We start from the raw sequence: 15,387 nt of genomic DNA, 5'->3' as shown, positions 1-15,387 counted from the left end.
AACAAATGGCCGACTGCCGCTGTCTGGCGGCTGAAAGTAAGCTCCGCGACAATGGGCGACAGGGAAAATCGTGAGGACTGGAGGCGCGAGCGATCCTTGCTGGCGCTTGGCCAAGCCGTGCGCGGTGAGGACGAGGCATCGCTGGTCTCGCTAGGGGATCGGGCAAATCCGTCATGGCGCGAGGATGCCGCCACACGTCATCGCCTGGCGCGTTCGCAGCGCGAGGCGAAGATGAATCCGGCGCCTTCCGCATCCACCGCAACGCAACGCTTGCAGCCGGGCGGCGAGCCGGCTCCGGCGTCCGCCGGCATTTCGCGTTCGCACGATGGGGCCGGTATCGGCGGTTCGGACTCGGCGATGCCGTATGAAGAGACGGTTCCTGAGATCGCCTCGAGCGTTGATTCCCCGCGCAGCACATCCGAACCGCTGAGCGCGAGCGAAGCGGGAACATCTCCTGGCGAGGATGCCGACAGCCAGCAATGGAAGCCCCTGATCGATCCGATGCAGGTGGTTCGCGGCGTCGCCAGGTCCAAAGCGCTGATCATCACCACGACGGTACTGGGCGCGGCGCTCGGCGTTGCGATTGCCCTGTCGACGCCGAAGAAATACGAGTCCACCACCGAACTGATCGTCGACCCGCGCGACCTGAAGCTTACGGATCGCGATCTCACCCAGGCGGTGGTCATGCCCGACGCGGCGCTCGTCAACGTCGAGAACCAGATCAAGTTGCTGACCTCCGGCACCGTGTTGAACAAGGTTGTCCAGGAGCTCGACCTGGTCGACGACCCCGAGTTCAACGGCCAAGGCAATGGCGGCCTGGGCGTCATGTCGCTGATCCGCTCGATCCTGTTGCGCCAGGACGGACCGGGCGGTGTCGACCAATCCCGCCGCCTTTCCCTTGCCATCGTCAACCTGGCCGAGAGCGTTTCGGTCGAGCGCGGCGGCAAGACCTCCGTGATCACCATCGGCGTCACCACGCAGGACGCCCAGAAATCGGCGCTCATCGCGGAAACGATGACGAAGGTTTTCCTGCAGACTTCGGGTGAAATCCAGTCCGACACTGCCGGCCGGGCCAACAACGAACTGACGGCGAAACTCGACGAGATGCGCAAGGGCGTCGAAGCCGCCGAGCGCAAGGTCGAGGATTTCAGGGCCACCCATGATCTTGTCGACGCGCAGGGCCATCTGATCAGCGACGACCAGATGCTCAAGCTCAACGAGCAGCTTTCCGTCGCCCGCGCCCGCACGCTGGAGCTGAACGCCCGCGCGGCCTCGGCACGTCAGGTCAACGTGAATTCGGTGCTCAGCGGCACCTTGCCTGAAGAGATCAACTCCAACTCCATGAGCGATCTGCGCTCGCAATACGCAACGCTCAAACAGGAGGCTGATCGGGCAGCGGTCCGGCTCGGACCGCGCCATCCCGAGCGCCAGGCGCTCGAGGCCCAGCTCACCGGCGCGCGCGAACGCATCGTCGCCGAACTCAGCCGCATCGCGTCGTCGCTGCAGGTTGACCTGAAACGCTCGGTCCAGCTCGAACAGGACCTTGCTTCCCGCCTGGCGCAGATGAAGGTGCGCAGCGGCGACGTCAACAGCGACCTTGTCTCGATGCGCGAACTGGAACGCGAGGCCTCGGCCAAGCGCTCGGTCTATGAGCAATATCTCCTGCGCGCCAAGGAGACCGGCGAGCAGAAGAATATCAACACCGCCAATATGAGCGTAATCTCGCCCGCCTCCATTCCGCTGGAGCCGAACGGGCCGTCGCGCGCCGTGGTGGCGCTTGCCGGCCTGCTGCTGGGCTTTGCCTCCGGCGTCGGTCTCGGCGCCATGCGCGGCGCCTATGAAAGCCTGCGTGAGACCGCCAGGTCACGATCCCGCCGTGACCGCAAGATAGAGGAGCGCCGGGCGCCGCTCGATGACCAGGCATTCCGGGCGCCGCCTCCGCCGGCGCCGCCGATACCGCAAGCATCGCCGCCGCAATCACCGCCGCCGCCACCAGCATCAGTGCCGCCGCTTGCCGCGCAGCCCGGAGCCGCTGCCACCGAGGGTCCAAGCCGGATCGGCTTGCTGATGTCGAGGCTGCGCAAAGCCGTGTCCCGCAAGCCCGCCACCGAGGCGCAGGACGATGCGTTTCCCGGTGCATCTGCATCGGCCGCTGTCGCCGAAGAGGGCCGGCCGGCGAGCACTCCGGCATTTCCCGACTATCCGGCTCCGGATTCCGCCTCTGGACATCGCCCGCCAGCTCCAGACTATCCGCGGCCATCTTTTCAGCCAGACGCGGACGCCGGCTATACGCGGCCCATGGGACCGCCATTGCGGTCGCCCCTGGTGCCGCAGCAGGCGATGTATCCGGCCTCGTCCCATCCCTATGCGCAGCCCTTGGTCTATCCGCACATGCAGCCTTGGCAGACGCGGTCGGCGGCAGGCCATCCCCAGGCCACGGCGCCCTATGGCGCGCCCATGCCCTACCCGGCCGCACCCGCTCCGGCTCAGCCGTCGGCCTATCCCGCCGCGCCGCTGGAGCAGCCCGCCGCCGCCGAGAAGGGCGCCGAGCAGGCGTCGATCGAGGAAATTCGCGCCAGCCTGCGCGAATTTCGCGAGGCTGTTCGCGAGCTTACCGAGAGCCGCGCGGGCCGCCGCTATTTCTGAGCCACAAGATAGTCTCCTGTGTCGAACAAAAGCGCGCCGGTTTCGCGTAAACGGCATCGGACGGCGCTTTGACGGGATTGCGTGTTCGAATTTTCGTCAAAATGCCGCGCGGTGTCTTTGCTGGGGACGCAGCCCGGCTGGCCGGGCCATGCAGGCTTCGGCGCACGCTTGAGAAAAGGATCCAAAGCGCCGCATTTTCGGACGCGGCCGGTTTGGCGGAACGTATCGAGGGGTGATTCATATGGCCGAAGTGATTGACGGCAAAAGCGTTGCCGAAGACGTGGTGCGGACGGTGAAGACCTTGACCGCCGAGCTTGTCGCCAAGGGCAAGATCCAGCCCGGTCTCGCCGTGGTCATCGTCGGCGAGGATCCGGCGAGCCAGGTCTATGTCGCCTCCAAATCCCGCACCGCCAAGGAATGCGGCTTTCATTCGGTCCAGCACACGCTGCCGGCGGATACCTCCCAGGAGGCGCTGCTCAAGATCATCGCCGACCTCAACGCCGATCCGGCCATCAACGGCATCCTGGTGCAGCTTCCGCTTCCCGCCCACATCGACGCCGGCAAGGTCATCCAGGCGATCGCGCCGCAGAAGGATGTCGACGGCTTCCATTTCATCAATGTCGGCAAGCTCGGCACCGGCGAACTCGACACCGCTTTCGTTCCCTGCACGCCCGCCGGCTCGATGCTCCTGATCGAGCGCGTGCGCGGCAAGGATCTGTCGGGCCTCAATGCCGTCGTCGTCGGCCGTTCCAACATCGTCGGCAAGCCGATGGCCAATCTCCTGCTTGCCGCCAATTGCACCGTCACCATCGCGCACAGCCGCACGAAGGATCTGCCGGGACTGGCCCGCACCGCCGACATTCTCGTCGCCGCGGTTGGCCGGCCGGAGATGATCAGGGGCGATTGGGTGAAGCCCGGCGCAACCGTCATCGACGTCGGCATCAATCGCATCCCGGCCCCGGAGAAGGGGGAGGGCAAATCCCGCCTCGTCGGCGATGTCGCCTATGCCGAAGCGGCCAAGGCCGCCGGCGCCATCACGCCCGTGCCCGGCGGCGTCGGGCCGATGACCATTGCCATGCTGATGGCCAATACGTTAGCCTCCGCCTACCTTGCGGCCGGGTTGAAACGGCCCTCCTTCTGACCACCAGAAAGCAGCAGCTTTGCCGAACCCAACTATTCCCTTGGAACGGCCGGTCATGAATGATCCCGTTCAAGGCGGCCGGCAATTCGCATTCCTGCTGGTCGACAAGTTCTCCATGTTCTCGCTGGCCGCCGCGATCGACACGTTCCGTTCGGCGAACCGGCTGCTCGGCCGCGATTTCTACGGCTGGACGACGGTATCGGCCGATGGCGATCCGGTGATGGCGTCCAACGGCTTGCCGCTCAAGATCGACTATGCGGTTGCCGACCTTCCGCCGGTCGACATCCTCTTCGTCTCGGTCGGGCTGACCACGGAGTTTCCCGGCAAGAGCAAGGTTCTGGCGGCGCTGCGCAGCTGGGGCCGGCGCGGCAATGCGCTCGGCGCGCTGTCGGTCGGATCCTATTTGCTGGCCGAGGCCGGCCAGCTCGACGGCTATCGCTGCACCATCCATTGGGAGAACCGCGCCGGCTTCGTCGAGCGCTTTCCCGACATCAACTGCACTGGCAACGTCTTCGAGATCGACCGCAAGCGCTACACCTGCGCCGGCGGCACCACCTCGATCGACCTGATGCTGGAGATCGTGCGCGGCGACTTCGGCTCGAACCTCGCCAATGGCGTCGCCAACCAGTTCCAGCACGAGCGCATCCGCTCGGCCGGCGACCGCCAGCGCGTCGGGCCGGAGCGCGATCTCACCGGCAAGTCGGAGAAGCTCAGGCGCATCGTCGAGCTGATGGCCGACCATCTCGACGAGCCGCTCTCGGCGGTGCAGCTCGCCAAATCGGCCGGCCTTTCGGTGCGTCAGGTGGAGCGTTTGTTCCTGCGCCACCTCAACGTCACGCCCGGCCGCTACTACATGCGGCTGCGGTTGGAGCGGGCGCGCGAATTGTTGCGCCAGACCAACATGCCGATCCTCGATGTGGCGATCGCCACCGGCTTCACCTCGCATTCCTATTTTGCCCAGAGCTACCGGCTGCAGTTTGGCCGCCCGCCTTCCGAAGAGCGCCGCACCACCTACTAAGCCGCGGACAAGCCGCGTCCGGGCTTGTGTCCCAGGGTGGGCTCAAATAGCTTCAGCCGGCGGACGGGGCGGCTACTCAGGAGATTTTGATGGCGGGACTTGCACGGAGCGTCGCTGCGGCGTTTCTCCTTTTGTCGATGACGACATTCGGCTTTGCCGCGAACAAGCTCATCATCATCCTCGACGCTTCAGGGTCGATGTGGGCGCAGATCGACGGCAGGCCCAAGCTGGAAATCGCCCGTGAGTCGCTGAGAAGCGTGCTGCAATCGGTTCCCGCCGACGATGAACTCGGTTTCATGGCCTATGGCCATCGCAAGAAAGGCAGTTGCGAGGACATCCAGCTGATCGTACCGCCGCAGGCCGGCGCGGCGAGCGCGATTTCGGCCGCGGCCGACAGCATGAAATTCCTCGGCAAGACGCCGCTGACATCAGCCGTCAAGCAGGCGGCCGAAGCGCTGAAATACACCGAGGACAAGGCGACCGTCATTCTCATCACCGACGGGCTCGAGACCTGTGGCGGCGATCCTTGCGCGCTTGGCAAGGAACTCGAATCGTCCGGCGTCGATTTCACAGCCGACGTTGTCGGCTTTGGCCTTACGGCCGACGAAGGCAAGCAGATCGCTTGCCTCGCCGACAACACCGGCGGCAGGTACATCCAGGCGTCCGACGAGAAGGCGCTGCGGCAAGCTTTGGTCGAAACCGTCGCCGCACCGGCGCCGTCACCGCCCCCCGCGCCGGCGCCGGCAACCGAACCGGCGCCAGCGCCAGCGCCTGCGCCGGAGCCTGCAAGGCCTGCTTTCAATTTCCAGCCGACCGTGGTGATGGCCGAAGGCGGCGAGCCGATCACCGACGGCAATGCCTGGGAGATTTACAAAGCCAACCCCGACGGCTCGCGCGGCGAGTCCGTCACCACCGAATATGGCAGCTATAGCGGCAAACTCGATCCCGGCGACTATATCGTCGTCGCGCGCGACGACGAAGCCAAGGTCGAGCAGAAGGTCAAGATCGAGGCCGGCCAGGTCCAAAAACCGCTCTTTATCCTGAACGCCGGCACATTGATCATTCACCCGCATGCCAGCCAGGGTGCCGAGATCAGCAGCGAAGCCCGCGTCGATTTCGCCTATCCCGGTGGCAGCACCACCCATTACGGCGACACCCAGGCCATCGTGCCGGCGGGCGAACAGAAGGTGACGGTGCAGATCGGTGCCGGCACGGTGACGGAAACAATCCAGCTCGCCGCCGGGCAGACCGTAGAAAAGGACGTCGTGGTCGGCGTCGGCCAGGCCATGCTCAATGCCTACTATACGTCTGGCGGCGAGAAGGCCGACAATTCGGCCATCGGCTTTGAGATCGTCAAGGCGAAGAAGAAGATCGACGGCAGCCGCGACAGCGTCGAGCACTCCTATGGGGCCGACAGCAAGTTCTGGCTGCCGCCCGACGACTATGTGGCGGTGACAACGCTCGATCTCGCCGTCGTCGAGCAGCCTTTCAGCATCAAGCCCGGCGACAGCCAGGACGTGAAGGTCGTGCTCGATGCGGGCGTGCTCGCAATATCGGCGCCCGGCGCTTATTCGATTGAGGTGTTTTCGTCGAAAAAGGACATCGATGGCAAGCGCAAATCGCTCGGCTTCAACTACGGCGACAACTGGCAGCAGACGATCCCCGCCGGCGATTATGTCGTCGTCCGGCATATGTCGGATGAGGGTCATGACAAGGAGATGCCGGTGACAGTCAAGGCTGGCGAACGGGCCGAGATCACGGTTCAGTAGGGTTTGGTTGTCAGCAACAGAAGGGGCGGCCCACGAGCCGGCCTACCAGGCCGGTCTCGATTGGCGAACCGTCAAGTCAATCAACGACACCTACGACATTCCGGCCGTGCTGAAAGCTCGACCATGGCCGAGATGCGATGAATGTGCTGCCCGAAATCGCCGGCGCTTTAGCCGGCCGAGCGAAGGTTTACCCAGCGGCTCCAGTTACCATACCGAGCGGTTTAAGCGCCTTTCCTCTGTGGGTTTGTCGCGCTCCTAAAACCCTCGACATTTCACGAGTGAAAAGGGGATTTGCGGTCTATACGGAAATCCCGTATGATTGTAGCCCATGACGCAGGACAGGTTCGACTCTGCCAAGGATGCGGCGAACCGCGAAAAGCACAAGTTACCGCTAGCCTTTGGCGATCGGATTTTTGAGGACGACAACCATCTGATTATCCCCTCCATCCGAGAGATCGACGGCGAGGAACGGTTCAAGGTGGTCGGCATCGTCGGGGAGAAGCTGTTCACCGGGGTCTTCGTCTGGCGGGGTGAACAGCCCCGCTTCATCTCAGTGAGAAGGAGCAACAAGGGTGAAGAACGAGCATATCTCGCTACCTGCTGACCTGGCTGACGCCGAAGACTTCGACGTGACGGCCGAGGCGATGGACCGGGGCCAGCGCGCCCGCCTGATCCGCAAGACGAGGACCGGGCTTGGCCTGTCGCAGTCCGAGTTCGCCAGCCGCTTCCGGGTTCCGGTCGGCACGCTACGCGATTGGGAGCAGGCGCGGGCAACCGCGCCGGATTTCGCTATCGCCTATGTGCGCGTGATCGGTCAGCATCCGGACATGGTGGCGAAGGTCGTCGCATAGCTGGCGTTGCCGAGGAGCTTCGGCTTGCATGTCGTAGGTTTCGGCAGCTTCGCGAATTTGCCCATATGGCGAGCTGGCAAAAAATCGCGATTTTGTGGTGATTCGGAGGAATCATGAACAGCGAGCGTACGCCGCCAGCGGAGAGCAGTTGCATTCCAGAAGCACAGTGGGACGAGTTATCTACGGAAAGCCTTGCGCTTTGCCCTTTCGGCCACGTCCGATTGTCAGAAATCCTAATCTTCGCAACAAAATAACCGACTTTGACGACGATCCCCGCGACAAGCAAGTAATCCACATTTCAGCTACGGCGGCCAGGAGCCGTCCCTTTTCATTGCAGCGCGAATTCCGCTGCGTCGGTTCCAAACGCGCTGGCCCCATGGTCGGCTCGACCCACCAGCTGCCGGAATCCGGCGAAGAGCTCACGGCCAAAGCCGAACTCATTGCCGATGAGATCGGCTTCCGCCGTCCGACGTAGCGCGAATTCCGCTGCCGGTACCAGCACTTCAAGCGTGCCGGCATCGGCATCCAGCCGGATGATGTCGCCGTCGTGGATCCTGGCGATCGGGCCGTCCTCGACCGCTTCCGGCGTGACATGGATCGCCGCCGGCACCTTGCCGGAGGCGCCGGACATGCGCCCGTCCGTGACCAGTGCGACGCGCTGGCCGCGATCCTGCAGGATGCCGAGCACGGTGGTCAGCTTGTGCAGTTCCGGCATGCCGTTGGCCTTCGGTCCCTGGAAGCGGATGACGGCGATGAAGTCGCCGGTAAGCGTGCCGGCCTTGAAGGCCTCGTTCAGCCCTTGCTGGCTGTCGAACACCTTGGCCGGCGCCTCGATGATGCGCCGCTCCGGCTTCACGGCCGAAGTCTTGATGACGGCGTGGCCGAGATTGCCCGAAAGCACTTTCAGGCCGCCTGTCGGCTGGAACGCTTTCTTGAACGGCGCCAGCACCTTTTCGTCGCCGCTCGCGCGCGGCGAAGCTTCGCGCACCACATTGCCGTCAGCGCCGAGCCTTGCCTCGACCGCGTAAGGCCGCAGGCCTTCGCCCCATACCGTCTGCACATCTTCATGCAGCACCCCTTCGTCGAGCAACTCGCGAATGAGAAAGCCGAGCCCGCCCGCGGCATGGAAATGGTTCACATCCGCAAGCCCGTTGGGATAGACGCGCGCCAGGAGCGGTACCGCTTCCGAGAGGTCGGAAATATCCTGCCACGTCAGCGCAATGCCTGCGGCTGCGGCCATGGCGATCAGATGAATGGTATGGTTGGTCGAGCCGCCGGTCGCGTGCAGGCCAACCACGCCGTTGACGATGGAACACTCGTCGATCATCCGCCCGACCGGCGTATAGGCGTTGCCAAGCGCGGTGATCGCCAGCGCCCGCTTGGTCGCCTCGCGGGTCAAGGCGTCTCGCAGCGGCGTTCCCGGATTGACGAAGGAAGCGCCTGGCGTGTGCAGGCCCATGATCTCCATCAGCATCTGGTTGGAGTTGGCCGTGCCGTAGAAGGTGCAGGTCCCCGGTCCATGATAGGACTTGGACTCGGCCTCCAGCAGTTCGGCGCGGCCTGCCTTGCCCTCGGCGTAGAGCTGGCGAACCCTGGCCTTTTCATCGTTGGGCAGGCCTGTCGTCATCGGCCCGGCCGGAATGAACACCGCCGGCAGATGGCCGAAGGTCAGTGCCGCGATCACCAGCCCGGGCACGATCTTGTCGCAGACGCCCAGATAAACGGCGGCGTCGAACATATTGTGCGACAGGCCGATCGCGGCCGCCATGGCGATGACATCGCGCGAGAACAGCGAAAGCTCCATGCCCGGCTGCCCCTGGGTGACACCGTCGCACATCGCCGGCACGCCGCCGGCAACCTGGGCGATGCCGCCGGCCTCCCGCGCCGCTTCCTTGATCAGCGCCGGGAATGTCTCGAAGGGCTGATGCGCCGACAGCATGTCGTTGTAGGAGGTGATGATACCGAGGTTCGGCACCTTGTCGGCACCCAGCGCCACTTTCTCCGAGGGGCTGCACACGGCAAAGCCATGGGCAAGATTGCCGCAGGACAGCACCGCCCGGTTGGCGGTCTGGTTCGATGCGCTGGCGATGCGGCCGAGATAGCGCTCGCGGCCCGGCTTGGAGCGTTGGCGGATGCGCTCCGTGATGGCTTCGATATCGCGTCTTGCGGTCATGGCGTTCGGTCCTTTCAAGCGAGGTCCCGGAAACATCCTCCCGCCGTTTGCCGGGACCAGATAAGTCTAGAGTTAGGGTGCCCAGAAAACCTCTACAGGCCTGGGGGCGGCGTCGAGCACGGCGCGGATCGGCTTTCGCGGACCGGGTGCCACCGCGCCGTCGAAGGCGGTGCGTTTGTCCTCGCCCTCTATGTGCAGCGCCAGGAAGCCGGCATCGACGATGCGCGCCAGCGACAGGGTCAGCCGCGGCTCGCCGGCGCTTGCCGCATGAACCGGCAGCACGATCCTGTGCGAGGACGGGTCGAGCAATTTCGCCAGATCGTCGGCGTCGGGAAAGAATGAGGCGGTATGGCCGTCAGGTCCCATGCCGAGCACGGCGACGTCGAGCGGCCAGGGCAGGGACTGGAGCGCCGCATTGTCCGATCTCGCGGCATCCTCGATGCTGACGGCTTCGTGATAGAGCGGCACGAACCGTGCCGCCGCAGCCGCGTTCTGCAACAGATTGGCGGCCACCAGTCCGGCATTGGAACGCGGCGAGGAGGCCGGCACGAAGCGCTCGTCGATCAGCGTCACCGTTACCTTGTCCCAGGCGATCGGTATTCCCGACAGGGCAGCAAAGAATTTTGCCGGCGTCGTGCCGCCGGAAACGGCCAGTAACGCCGTGCCGCGCGCCGCGATTGCCTTTGCCAGCCGGTCGGCGACGCGCTCGGCCAGCGCCGCCGCCAGTTCCGCGCGGTCGGAAAAGCCATTCCAGTTGTAGCTGGCGCTGTTCAATTGCTCTCGTGCCATGTCCGCCCGTCACGTTCGATCAGCGCTATCGAGGCCGAAGGTCCCCAGGTGCCCGCCGTATAGCCCTGCGCCTCCTGCCTGGCGCTTTCCCAGGCGTTCTGGATCGGGTCGATCCACCTCCACGCGGCCTCGACCTCGTCGCGGCGCATGAACAGCGTCTGGTTGCCGCGCACGACATCCATGATCAGCCGTTCATAAGCGTCCGGCGCGCGGCCGTCGAAGGACTGCGCGAAGCTCATGTCGAGCGAAATCTGCCGCAGCCGCATGCCGCCCGGACCCGGGTCCTTGATCATGATGAATTGCTTGACGCCTTCGTCGGGCTGCAGCCGGATGACCAGCTGGTTGGCGAAGATCGGCCCGGCGCTGTCGCCGCCGAAGATCGAATGCGGGATCGGCTTGAACTCGATGACGATCTCCGAGACCCGGGTTGCCAGCCGCTTGCCGGTCCTGAGGTAGAACGGAACGCCTGCCCAGCGCCAGTTGCCGATCTCGGCCTTGATCGCGACGAAGGTTTCGGTGTTGCTGTCCTTGCCGAGCTCCTCGACATAGCCTTTCACCGGCCCGCCTGCGGAAGCGCCGGCGCGGTATTGTCCACGCACCGTGTGCTTCGGCGCCTCGTTGCCGTTGATGCGCTTGAGCGCGCGCAGCACCTTCAGCTTCTCGTCACGCACGGCGTCGGCGTCCATCGACGATGGCGCTTCCATGGCCACCAGGCAGAGCAGTTGCAGCATATGGTTCTGCACCATGTCGCGCAGCGCGCCGGCCTTGTCGTAATAGGTGACACGATCTTCCAGGCCGACGGTCTCGGCGACGGTGATCTGCACGTGGTCGATATGGGCGGAATTCCACAGCGGCTCGTAGAGCGCATTGGCAAAACGCAGCGCCATCAGGTTCTGCACCGTTTCCTTGCCGAGATAATGGTCGATGCGGAAGATCTGGCTTTCGTGGAAATCGTCGCCGACCAGATCGTTGAGCGTTTGCGCCGAAGCGAGGTCGCGGCCGATCGGTTTCTCCAGCACGATGCGCGAATTCGGCGTGATCAGATCGTGTTCTTTCAGCTTGTGCGAGATGTCGCCGAACAGCGCCGGCGCCACCGCCAGATAGAAGGCGCGGATGCAGTCGCTGTCGCCGATCGCCTTCTTCAGCCTGTCGAACCCCGCGCCGCTCGTGGCATCGGCCGGGACATAGGAAAGCCGCGCCAGGAAGGTTTTGAGCTCCTTGGGATCGATATCGGCCGCCTTGACGTGGTCGGAAATAGCCTGCTTGGCGAAAGCCCGAAATTCGTCATCACTCATCTTCGAACGCGACGTGCCGATGATGCGGGTTGGCTCGGAAAATTGATGGTCGCGCTGGCGATAGTAGAGCGACGGCAGAAGTTTGCGTTCCGACAGGTCGCCGGTGCCACCGAAAATGATGAAGTCGAAAGGGTCGACGGGGATGATCTGGCTGGTCATGGTCTATCCGCTTTGACGCCGGTCGCGAGTACGCGGCTGATATATTCTAATCGATTTAAATTTTCCAGTGCCATGGTGTCACATCGACGACCGATCGCTACATATTTGCATCGGTCCAGATGTGCGCTTGACACTGGCACCAAGCAAAGGCTTGTCGGCAAACGACAACTCCGCCAAGCCTTCGCAGTTGCAGCATAGGACGTGAATGTGACGAAAGCTAAGGGAGAATCAGCGCTTTGCCTGTCGTGGCACAGGCCATGACGCCGGCAGCCCACGGTAAAAGCCACGCGATGAACCCAGGGAGCGGAAAAACATGCGTCTGAAGGACAAGGTCGCCATCGTCACCGGGGCCGCTTCGGGTTTCGGCGAGGGCATTGCCCGTCGCTTCGCCGAGGAGGGCGCCAGGATCGTCGTGGCCGACCTCAATGCCAAGGGCGCCGAACGCGTAGCCGGCGAGATCGGCGAGGCGGCGATCTGGACCCAGACCGACGTTTCGCAGCGCTCCGAATTCGACGAGATGGTCCATGCCGCCAAAAGCGCCTTCGGCCGTATCGACATCATGGTCAACAATGCCGGGTTGACCCATCGCAATGGCGACATGCTCGAAGTCGACGAGACGACGTTCGACCTGATCACATCGGTGAACATGAAGGCCATCTATCATGCTGCCCTTGCCGTCGTGCCGATCATGGATCGGCAAGGCGGCGGCGTCATCCTGACCACGGCCTCCACCGCTGGCCTGCGCCCTCGGCCCGGCCTCACCTGGTACAATGCTTCGAAGGGCTGGGCGATCACCGCCACCAAGTCGATGGCGGTGGAACTCGCGCCGAAGAACATCCGCGTCAACTGCCTGTGTCCGGTGGCCGGCGAGACCGGCATGCTGGAAAAATTCATGGGCGCCGATACACCCGAAATCCGCGAGAAATTCCGCGCCTCGATCCCGCTCGGCCGGCTTTCGACCCCGCTCGACATTGCCAATGCGGCACTGTGGCTGGCCTCCGACGAGGCCGCCTTCATCACTGGCGTTGCGCTGGAGGTCGACGGCGGTCGCTGCATCTGACGCACACCGTCATCGCTGCGCCAAAGATCGGCTCGGCCGTGCCTGCCTTGATCGTGGCGCTGGTGCGTCAGGCGCCGGTCTTGATGTAGGTTTTGTAGACCCAGCCTGTCTTGCCGTTGTAGACGATCTGGCACCAACGCTTGCAGCTCATCACTTGCACCGAGGTCTTGGCGGGCACCGTGACGATGGCGGCCGCATTCTTCTTCGGGCCGCTACGCATAGTCACGGCCCTGAGGATGCGCCCGGTGCCAGCTGCGGCCGCTTTGCGCGGTTCGGCCTTGCTGTCGTCATGCTGCGCGGCAGATTGCTGCGACGCTACTTGTGGTTGCGCGGCCGGAATGGCGGCGGTCTGCGCGCCATCGGGACTGCTGCCCGCCGCCGGGGCCGGTGCGGCGACCTTGGCGAGCTCGGTGGCGGCGTCGGTGTCGGCAGCGGGTTGCGCGAATGCCGCCGCCGCCGGCTTGTCAGGCGTCTGCCCGGCCTTGCTCGCCGACTGGCCGGAAGCAGCCGGTGCGGTCTTCGATTGGGAGGCGGTCCAGCGCGGGTCGTTCGCCGCGAGCGCCGGAATGGCGGCTTCCGAGACAGCCACGGTCGGCGAGACCTGGTCGGACTTTCGCGCCGCTTGCGGCACCGCCGCCGCGGCCGCCGTGATCCCCGCTGCCGCGATCTTCGTCGTCTTCACCGGAACGGCCGGAATGGCTTGCTCTGGATTGGCAACCGCTTGCCGCTCGTTCGCCGGCAACGCCAGCCACAGTGCCACCGCGGCCACGCCGAGCAGCGCGGCCGTGCCGACCGCGGCAATCACCAAATGCGAGTTCGAACGGACTCCCTGCCAGAATGACGGGCGCATGTCGTAGCCGAACTGCATGGCAAAGCGCCGACGTTCCGGAGCACCGAAACTGAAGGGCTCTCTCACTCTTGCCACCTCCATAAGGGGCCGATGTTCTTCGATCAAACACCGCAACGCGTGCGTCGATCACACCGGTCCCAAATCAAACAGCGGGCGGGCCCGCAGAAAATCCCCGTCTATATTCGCCCAGAGATTGCACTTTTTGCCCGCGATTGTGGCATCAGTGCGCCATTGCTGAAGATTCTGCAACGCTTGGATGTCGCGGTCCCCACGATATTACTCAACAATTGTTAAATCCTGTCGCGCAACGCGAACCAGTTGAGCGCCAGGAAAAGCAGCGGCGCGCGCAAGCGCCGGCCACCGGGGAACGGCGGAATCTTCAAATCCTCGATCAGCTTTAGCCGGTCGCGGTTGCCGGCTACCGTTTCGGCATAGAGCTTGCCGAAGAAGTTCGACAGCATGACGCCGTGACCGGAATAGCCGCCGGCCGAGATCACATTCGGCATCACTTCCCGCACGAACGGCTTTCTCGGCACCGTGATGCCGACATAGCCGCCCCAGCCATGCGTGATTTCGACGTCCCTTAGTGCGGGATAGAGTTCCGCGATCTGGCGGCGGATATGGATATGGATGTCCTTGGGGTCGTTGACGCCGTAGACCTCGCGTCCGCCGAACAGCAGCCGGCCATCCCTCGACTTGCGGAAGTAGCGCACGACGAAGCGGGAATCATCGACGGCCTCGCCGCCCGGCAGCACGTTCGAATCCGCTCCAAGCGGCACGGTCGCGCCGATGAACGAGCCGATCGGCATGATGTGCGCGGCACTCACCGGTTCGAGCGTGCCGCCATAGGCATTGACCGCGATCAGGCATTTCTGCGCTGTGATCGTCCCCCTGGCTGTCGAAACCTTCACCGTGCCGCCGCTCGAAACAATGCCGGTCGACGGCGTCGCTTCGAACAATCGTGCGCCGGCCTGTGCCGCCGCCCGCGCCGTGCCGATCACCAGTTTCATCGGATGGATATGGCCGGTGCCGGTGTCGCGCGTCCCGCCGAAATAGGCTGTCGAGCCCAGCCGCTGCGCAGTTTCCGTCGCGTCCATGAACGAAATGTGCGGATAGGAGAAGCGGCTGGCCATGATCTCGGCATGCGCCTTGTAGTCGTCGACATAGCGCGGCTTGTGCGCAACCGAGAGCTGGCCCGGCATGTAGTCGATATCGATCTGGTTGGCGGCGGCGAATTCGAGCAGATGCGCCTTCGCCTCCTCGGCGAGGTCGAACAGTGCCTTGGCGCGGGAAAACCCGTACTCGGCCTCCAATTCCTCGGCCCAGGCGCGCTGCCCCGTGCCGAGCTGGCCGCCATTGCGCCCGGAAGCGCCGTCGCCGAAGCGATACGCCTCGATCAAGACCACATTGCTACCAGCCTTGGCCAGATGCACCGCCGCCGACAAGCCGGTGAAACCGCCCCCAACGATAACGACGTCGCAGCTCCGGTCACCGTCCAGCGCCGGATACTCGGGTCGCGGGCCGGCCGTGTCCTCGTACCAGGAACGGCCGGGGGAGATCGGGGATTGGTAGGGCATGATGCTCACGGAGTAGGGCAGTAGGGCAGTAGGGCAGTAGGGGAGTAGGGGAGTAGGGG

12 protein-coding genes and 1 pseudogene are annotated in these 15,387 nt (G+C 64.3%); 8 read left to right on the top strand and 5 right to left on the bottom strand.

Translation table 11 applies throughout. The features are described from left to right. Nucleotides 1-51: 51 nt before the first annotated feature. The 7 genes and pseudogenes from FJ986_RS29230 to FJ986_RS29200 all read left to right on the top strand — a co-directional run bounded on the left by FJ986_RS29230 (nucleotide 52) and on the right by FJ986_RS29200 (nucleotide 7,425). Entirely contained in the window at nucleotides 52-2,646 is a 2,595-nt protein-coding gene (locus tag FJ986_RS29230; RefSeq protein ID WP_140676728.1) for a GumC family protein, read from the top strand. Between the two features lie 241 nt (nucleotides 2,647-2,887). Further along, on the top strand, nucleotides 2,888-3,787 hold the full coding sequence (gene folD / locus FJ986_RS29225) for a bifunctional methylenetetrahydrofolate dehydrogenase/methenyltetrahydrofolate cyclohydrolase FolD (RefSeq protein WP_140501082.1): 900 nt from the start codon (nucleotides 2,888-2,890) through the stop codon (nucleotides 3,785-3,787). Nucleotides 3,788-3,842: 55 nt separating this feature from the next. Next, nucleotides 3,843-4,805 (top strand): GlxA family transcriptional regulator, encoded by a 963-nt coding sequence (locus FJ986_RS29220; RefSeq protein WP_140501084.1) that lies wholly within the window; start codon nucleotides 3,843-3,845, stop codon nucleotides 4,803-4,805. Nucleotides 4,806-4,894: 89 nt separating this feature from the next. After that, nucleotides 4,895-6,574: a VWA domain-containing protein gene (locus tag FJ986_RS29215; protein ID WP_140676725.1), complete on the top strand. Its 1,680-nt coding sequence runs from the start codon at nucleotides 4,895-4,897 to the stop codon at nucleotides 6,572-6,574. Between the two features lie 40 nt (nucleotides 6,575-6,614). Beyond that, nucleotides 6,615-6,906, top strand: a pseudogene (locus FJ986_RS31040) (hypothetical protein); the annotation flags it as partial. Next, nucleotides 6,903-7,178, top strand: coding sequence for a BrnT family toxin (locus tag FJ986_RS29205; RefSeq protein WP_140501088.1), 276 nt, complete (start codon nucleotides 6,903-6,905; stop codon nucleotides 7,176-7,178). The pseudogene FJ986_RS31040 and the gene FJ986_RS29205, both read left to right, overlap by 4 nt. Next, entirely contained in the window at nucleotides 7,147-7,425 is a 279-nt protein-coding gene (locus FJ986_RS29200) for a helix-turn-helix domain-containing protein (protein WP_140513384.1), read from the top strand. The genes FJ986_RS29205 and FJ986_RS29200 overlap by 32 nt, the downstream gene beginning before the upstream one ends. A gap of 328 nt (nucleotides 7,426-7,753) precedes the next feature. Here FJ986_RS29200 and edd read toward each other — a convergent pair whose 3' ends face one another. From edd to zwf, 3 genes are all read right to left on the bottom strand, one after another. Continuing rightward, entirely contained in the window at nucleotides 7,754-9,598 is a 1,845-nt protein-coding gene (gene edd / locus FJ986_RS29195) for a phosphogluconate dehydratase (protein WP_140501092.1), read from the bottom strand. Between the two features lie 72 nt (nucleotides 9,599-9,670). After that, nucleotides 9,671-10,387 carry a 6-phosphogluconolactonase gene (pgl, locus tag FJ986_RS29190; protein ID WP_140676722.1) on the bottom strand — a complete coding sequence of 239 codons (717 nt, stop codon included), beginning with the start codon at nucleotides 10,385-10,387 and terminating at the stop codon, nucleotides 9,671-9,673. After that, the gene (zwf, locus tag FJ986_RS29185) at nucleotides 10,369-11,841 is read right to left on the bottom strand and encodes a glucose-6-phosphate dehydrogenase (protein WP_140501096.1); all 1,473 of its coding nucleotides are present in this window, start codon (nucleotides 11,839-11,841) and stop codon (nucleotides 10,369-10,371) included. The genes pgl and zwf overlap by 19 nt, the downstream gene beginning before the upstream one ends. A gap of 313 nt (nucleotides 11,842-12,154) precedes the next feature. On the opposite strand from zwf, the gene FJ986_RS29180 reads away from it, so the two are divergent. Further along, nucleotides 12,155-12,901, top strand: a complete 747-nt coding sequence (locus tag FJ986_RS29180) for an SDR family oxidoreductase (protein WP_140676720.1) — start codon at nucleotides 12,155-12,157, stop codon at nucleotides 12,899-12,901. A 67-nt stretch (nucleotides 12,902-12,968) separates the two neighbouring features. On the opposite strand, the gene FJ986_RS29175 is transcribed toward FJ986_RS29180, so the two are convergent. Both FJ986_RS29175 and FJ986_RS29170 read right to left on the bottom strand, forming a co-directional pair. Beyond that, nucleotides 12,969-13,817: an SH3 domain-containing protein gene (locus tag FJ986_RS29175; protein WP_246681849.1), complete on the bottom strand. Its 849-nt coding sequence runs from the start codon at nucleotides 13,815-13,817 to the stop codon at nucleotides 12,969-12,971. Between the two features lie 224 nt (nucleotides 13,818-14,041). Then, on the bottom strand, nucleotides 14,042-15,328 hold the full coding sequence (locus FJ986_RS29170; protein ID WP_140676717.1) for an FAD-binding oxidoreductase: 1,287 nt from the start codon (nucleotides 15,326-15,328) through the stop codon (nucleotides 14,042-14,044). Nucleotides 15,329-15,387: the final 59 nt, after the last annotated feature.

The organism is Mesorhizobium sp. B1-1-1, assembly GCF_006442955.1.
Classification (GTDB): domain Bacteria; phylum Pseudomonadota; class Alphaproteobacteria; order Rhizobiales; family Rhizobiaceae; genus Mesorhizobium.
Note: the sequence above shows the minus strand (reverse complement) of the source record. Positions and strands in the feature narration are given on the sequence as shown.

Coding starts and splice junctions, on each gene's coding strand:
- FJ986_RS29220 (WP_140501084.1), top strand. CDS start 3,843: ATGAATGATCCCGTTCAAGGCGGCCGGCAATTCGCATTCCTGCTGGTC.
- FJ986_RS29215 (WP_140676725.1), top strand. CDS start 4,895: ATGGCGGGACTTGCACGGAGCGTCGCTGCGGCGTTTCTCCTTTTGTCG.
- pgl (WP_140676722.1), bottom strand. CDS start 10,387: ATGGCACGAGAGCAATTGAACAGCGCCAGCTACAACTGGAATGGCTTT.
- edd (WP_140501092.1), bottom strand. CDS start 9,598: ATGACCGCAAGACGCGATATCGAAGCCATCACGGAGCGCATCCGCCAA.
- folD (WP_140501082.1), top strand. CDS start 2,888: ATGGCCGAAGTGATTGACGGCAAAAGCGTTGCCGAAGACGTGGTGCGG.
- FJ986_RS29230 (WP_140676728.1), top strand. CDS start 52: ATGGGCGACAGGGAAAATCGTGAGGACTGGAGGCGCGAGCGATCCTTG.
- FJ986_RS29205 (WP_140501088.1), top strand. CDS start 6,903: ATGACGCAGGACAGGTTCGACTCTGCCAAGGATGCGGCGAACCGCGAA.
- FJ986_RS29180 (WP_140676720.1), top strand. CDS start 12,155: ATGCGTCTGAAGGACAAGGTCGCCATCGTCACCGGGGCCGCTTCGGGT.
- zwf (WP_140501096.1), bottom strand. CDS start 11,841: ATGACCAGCCAGATCATCCCCGTCGACCCTTTCGACTTCATCATTTTC.
- FJ986_RS29170 (WP_140676717.1), bottom strand. CDS start 15,328: ATGCCCTACCAATCCCCGATCTCCCCCGGCCGTTCCTGGTACGAGGAC.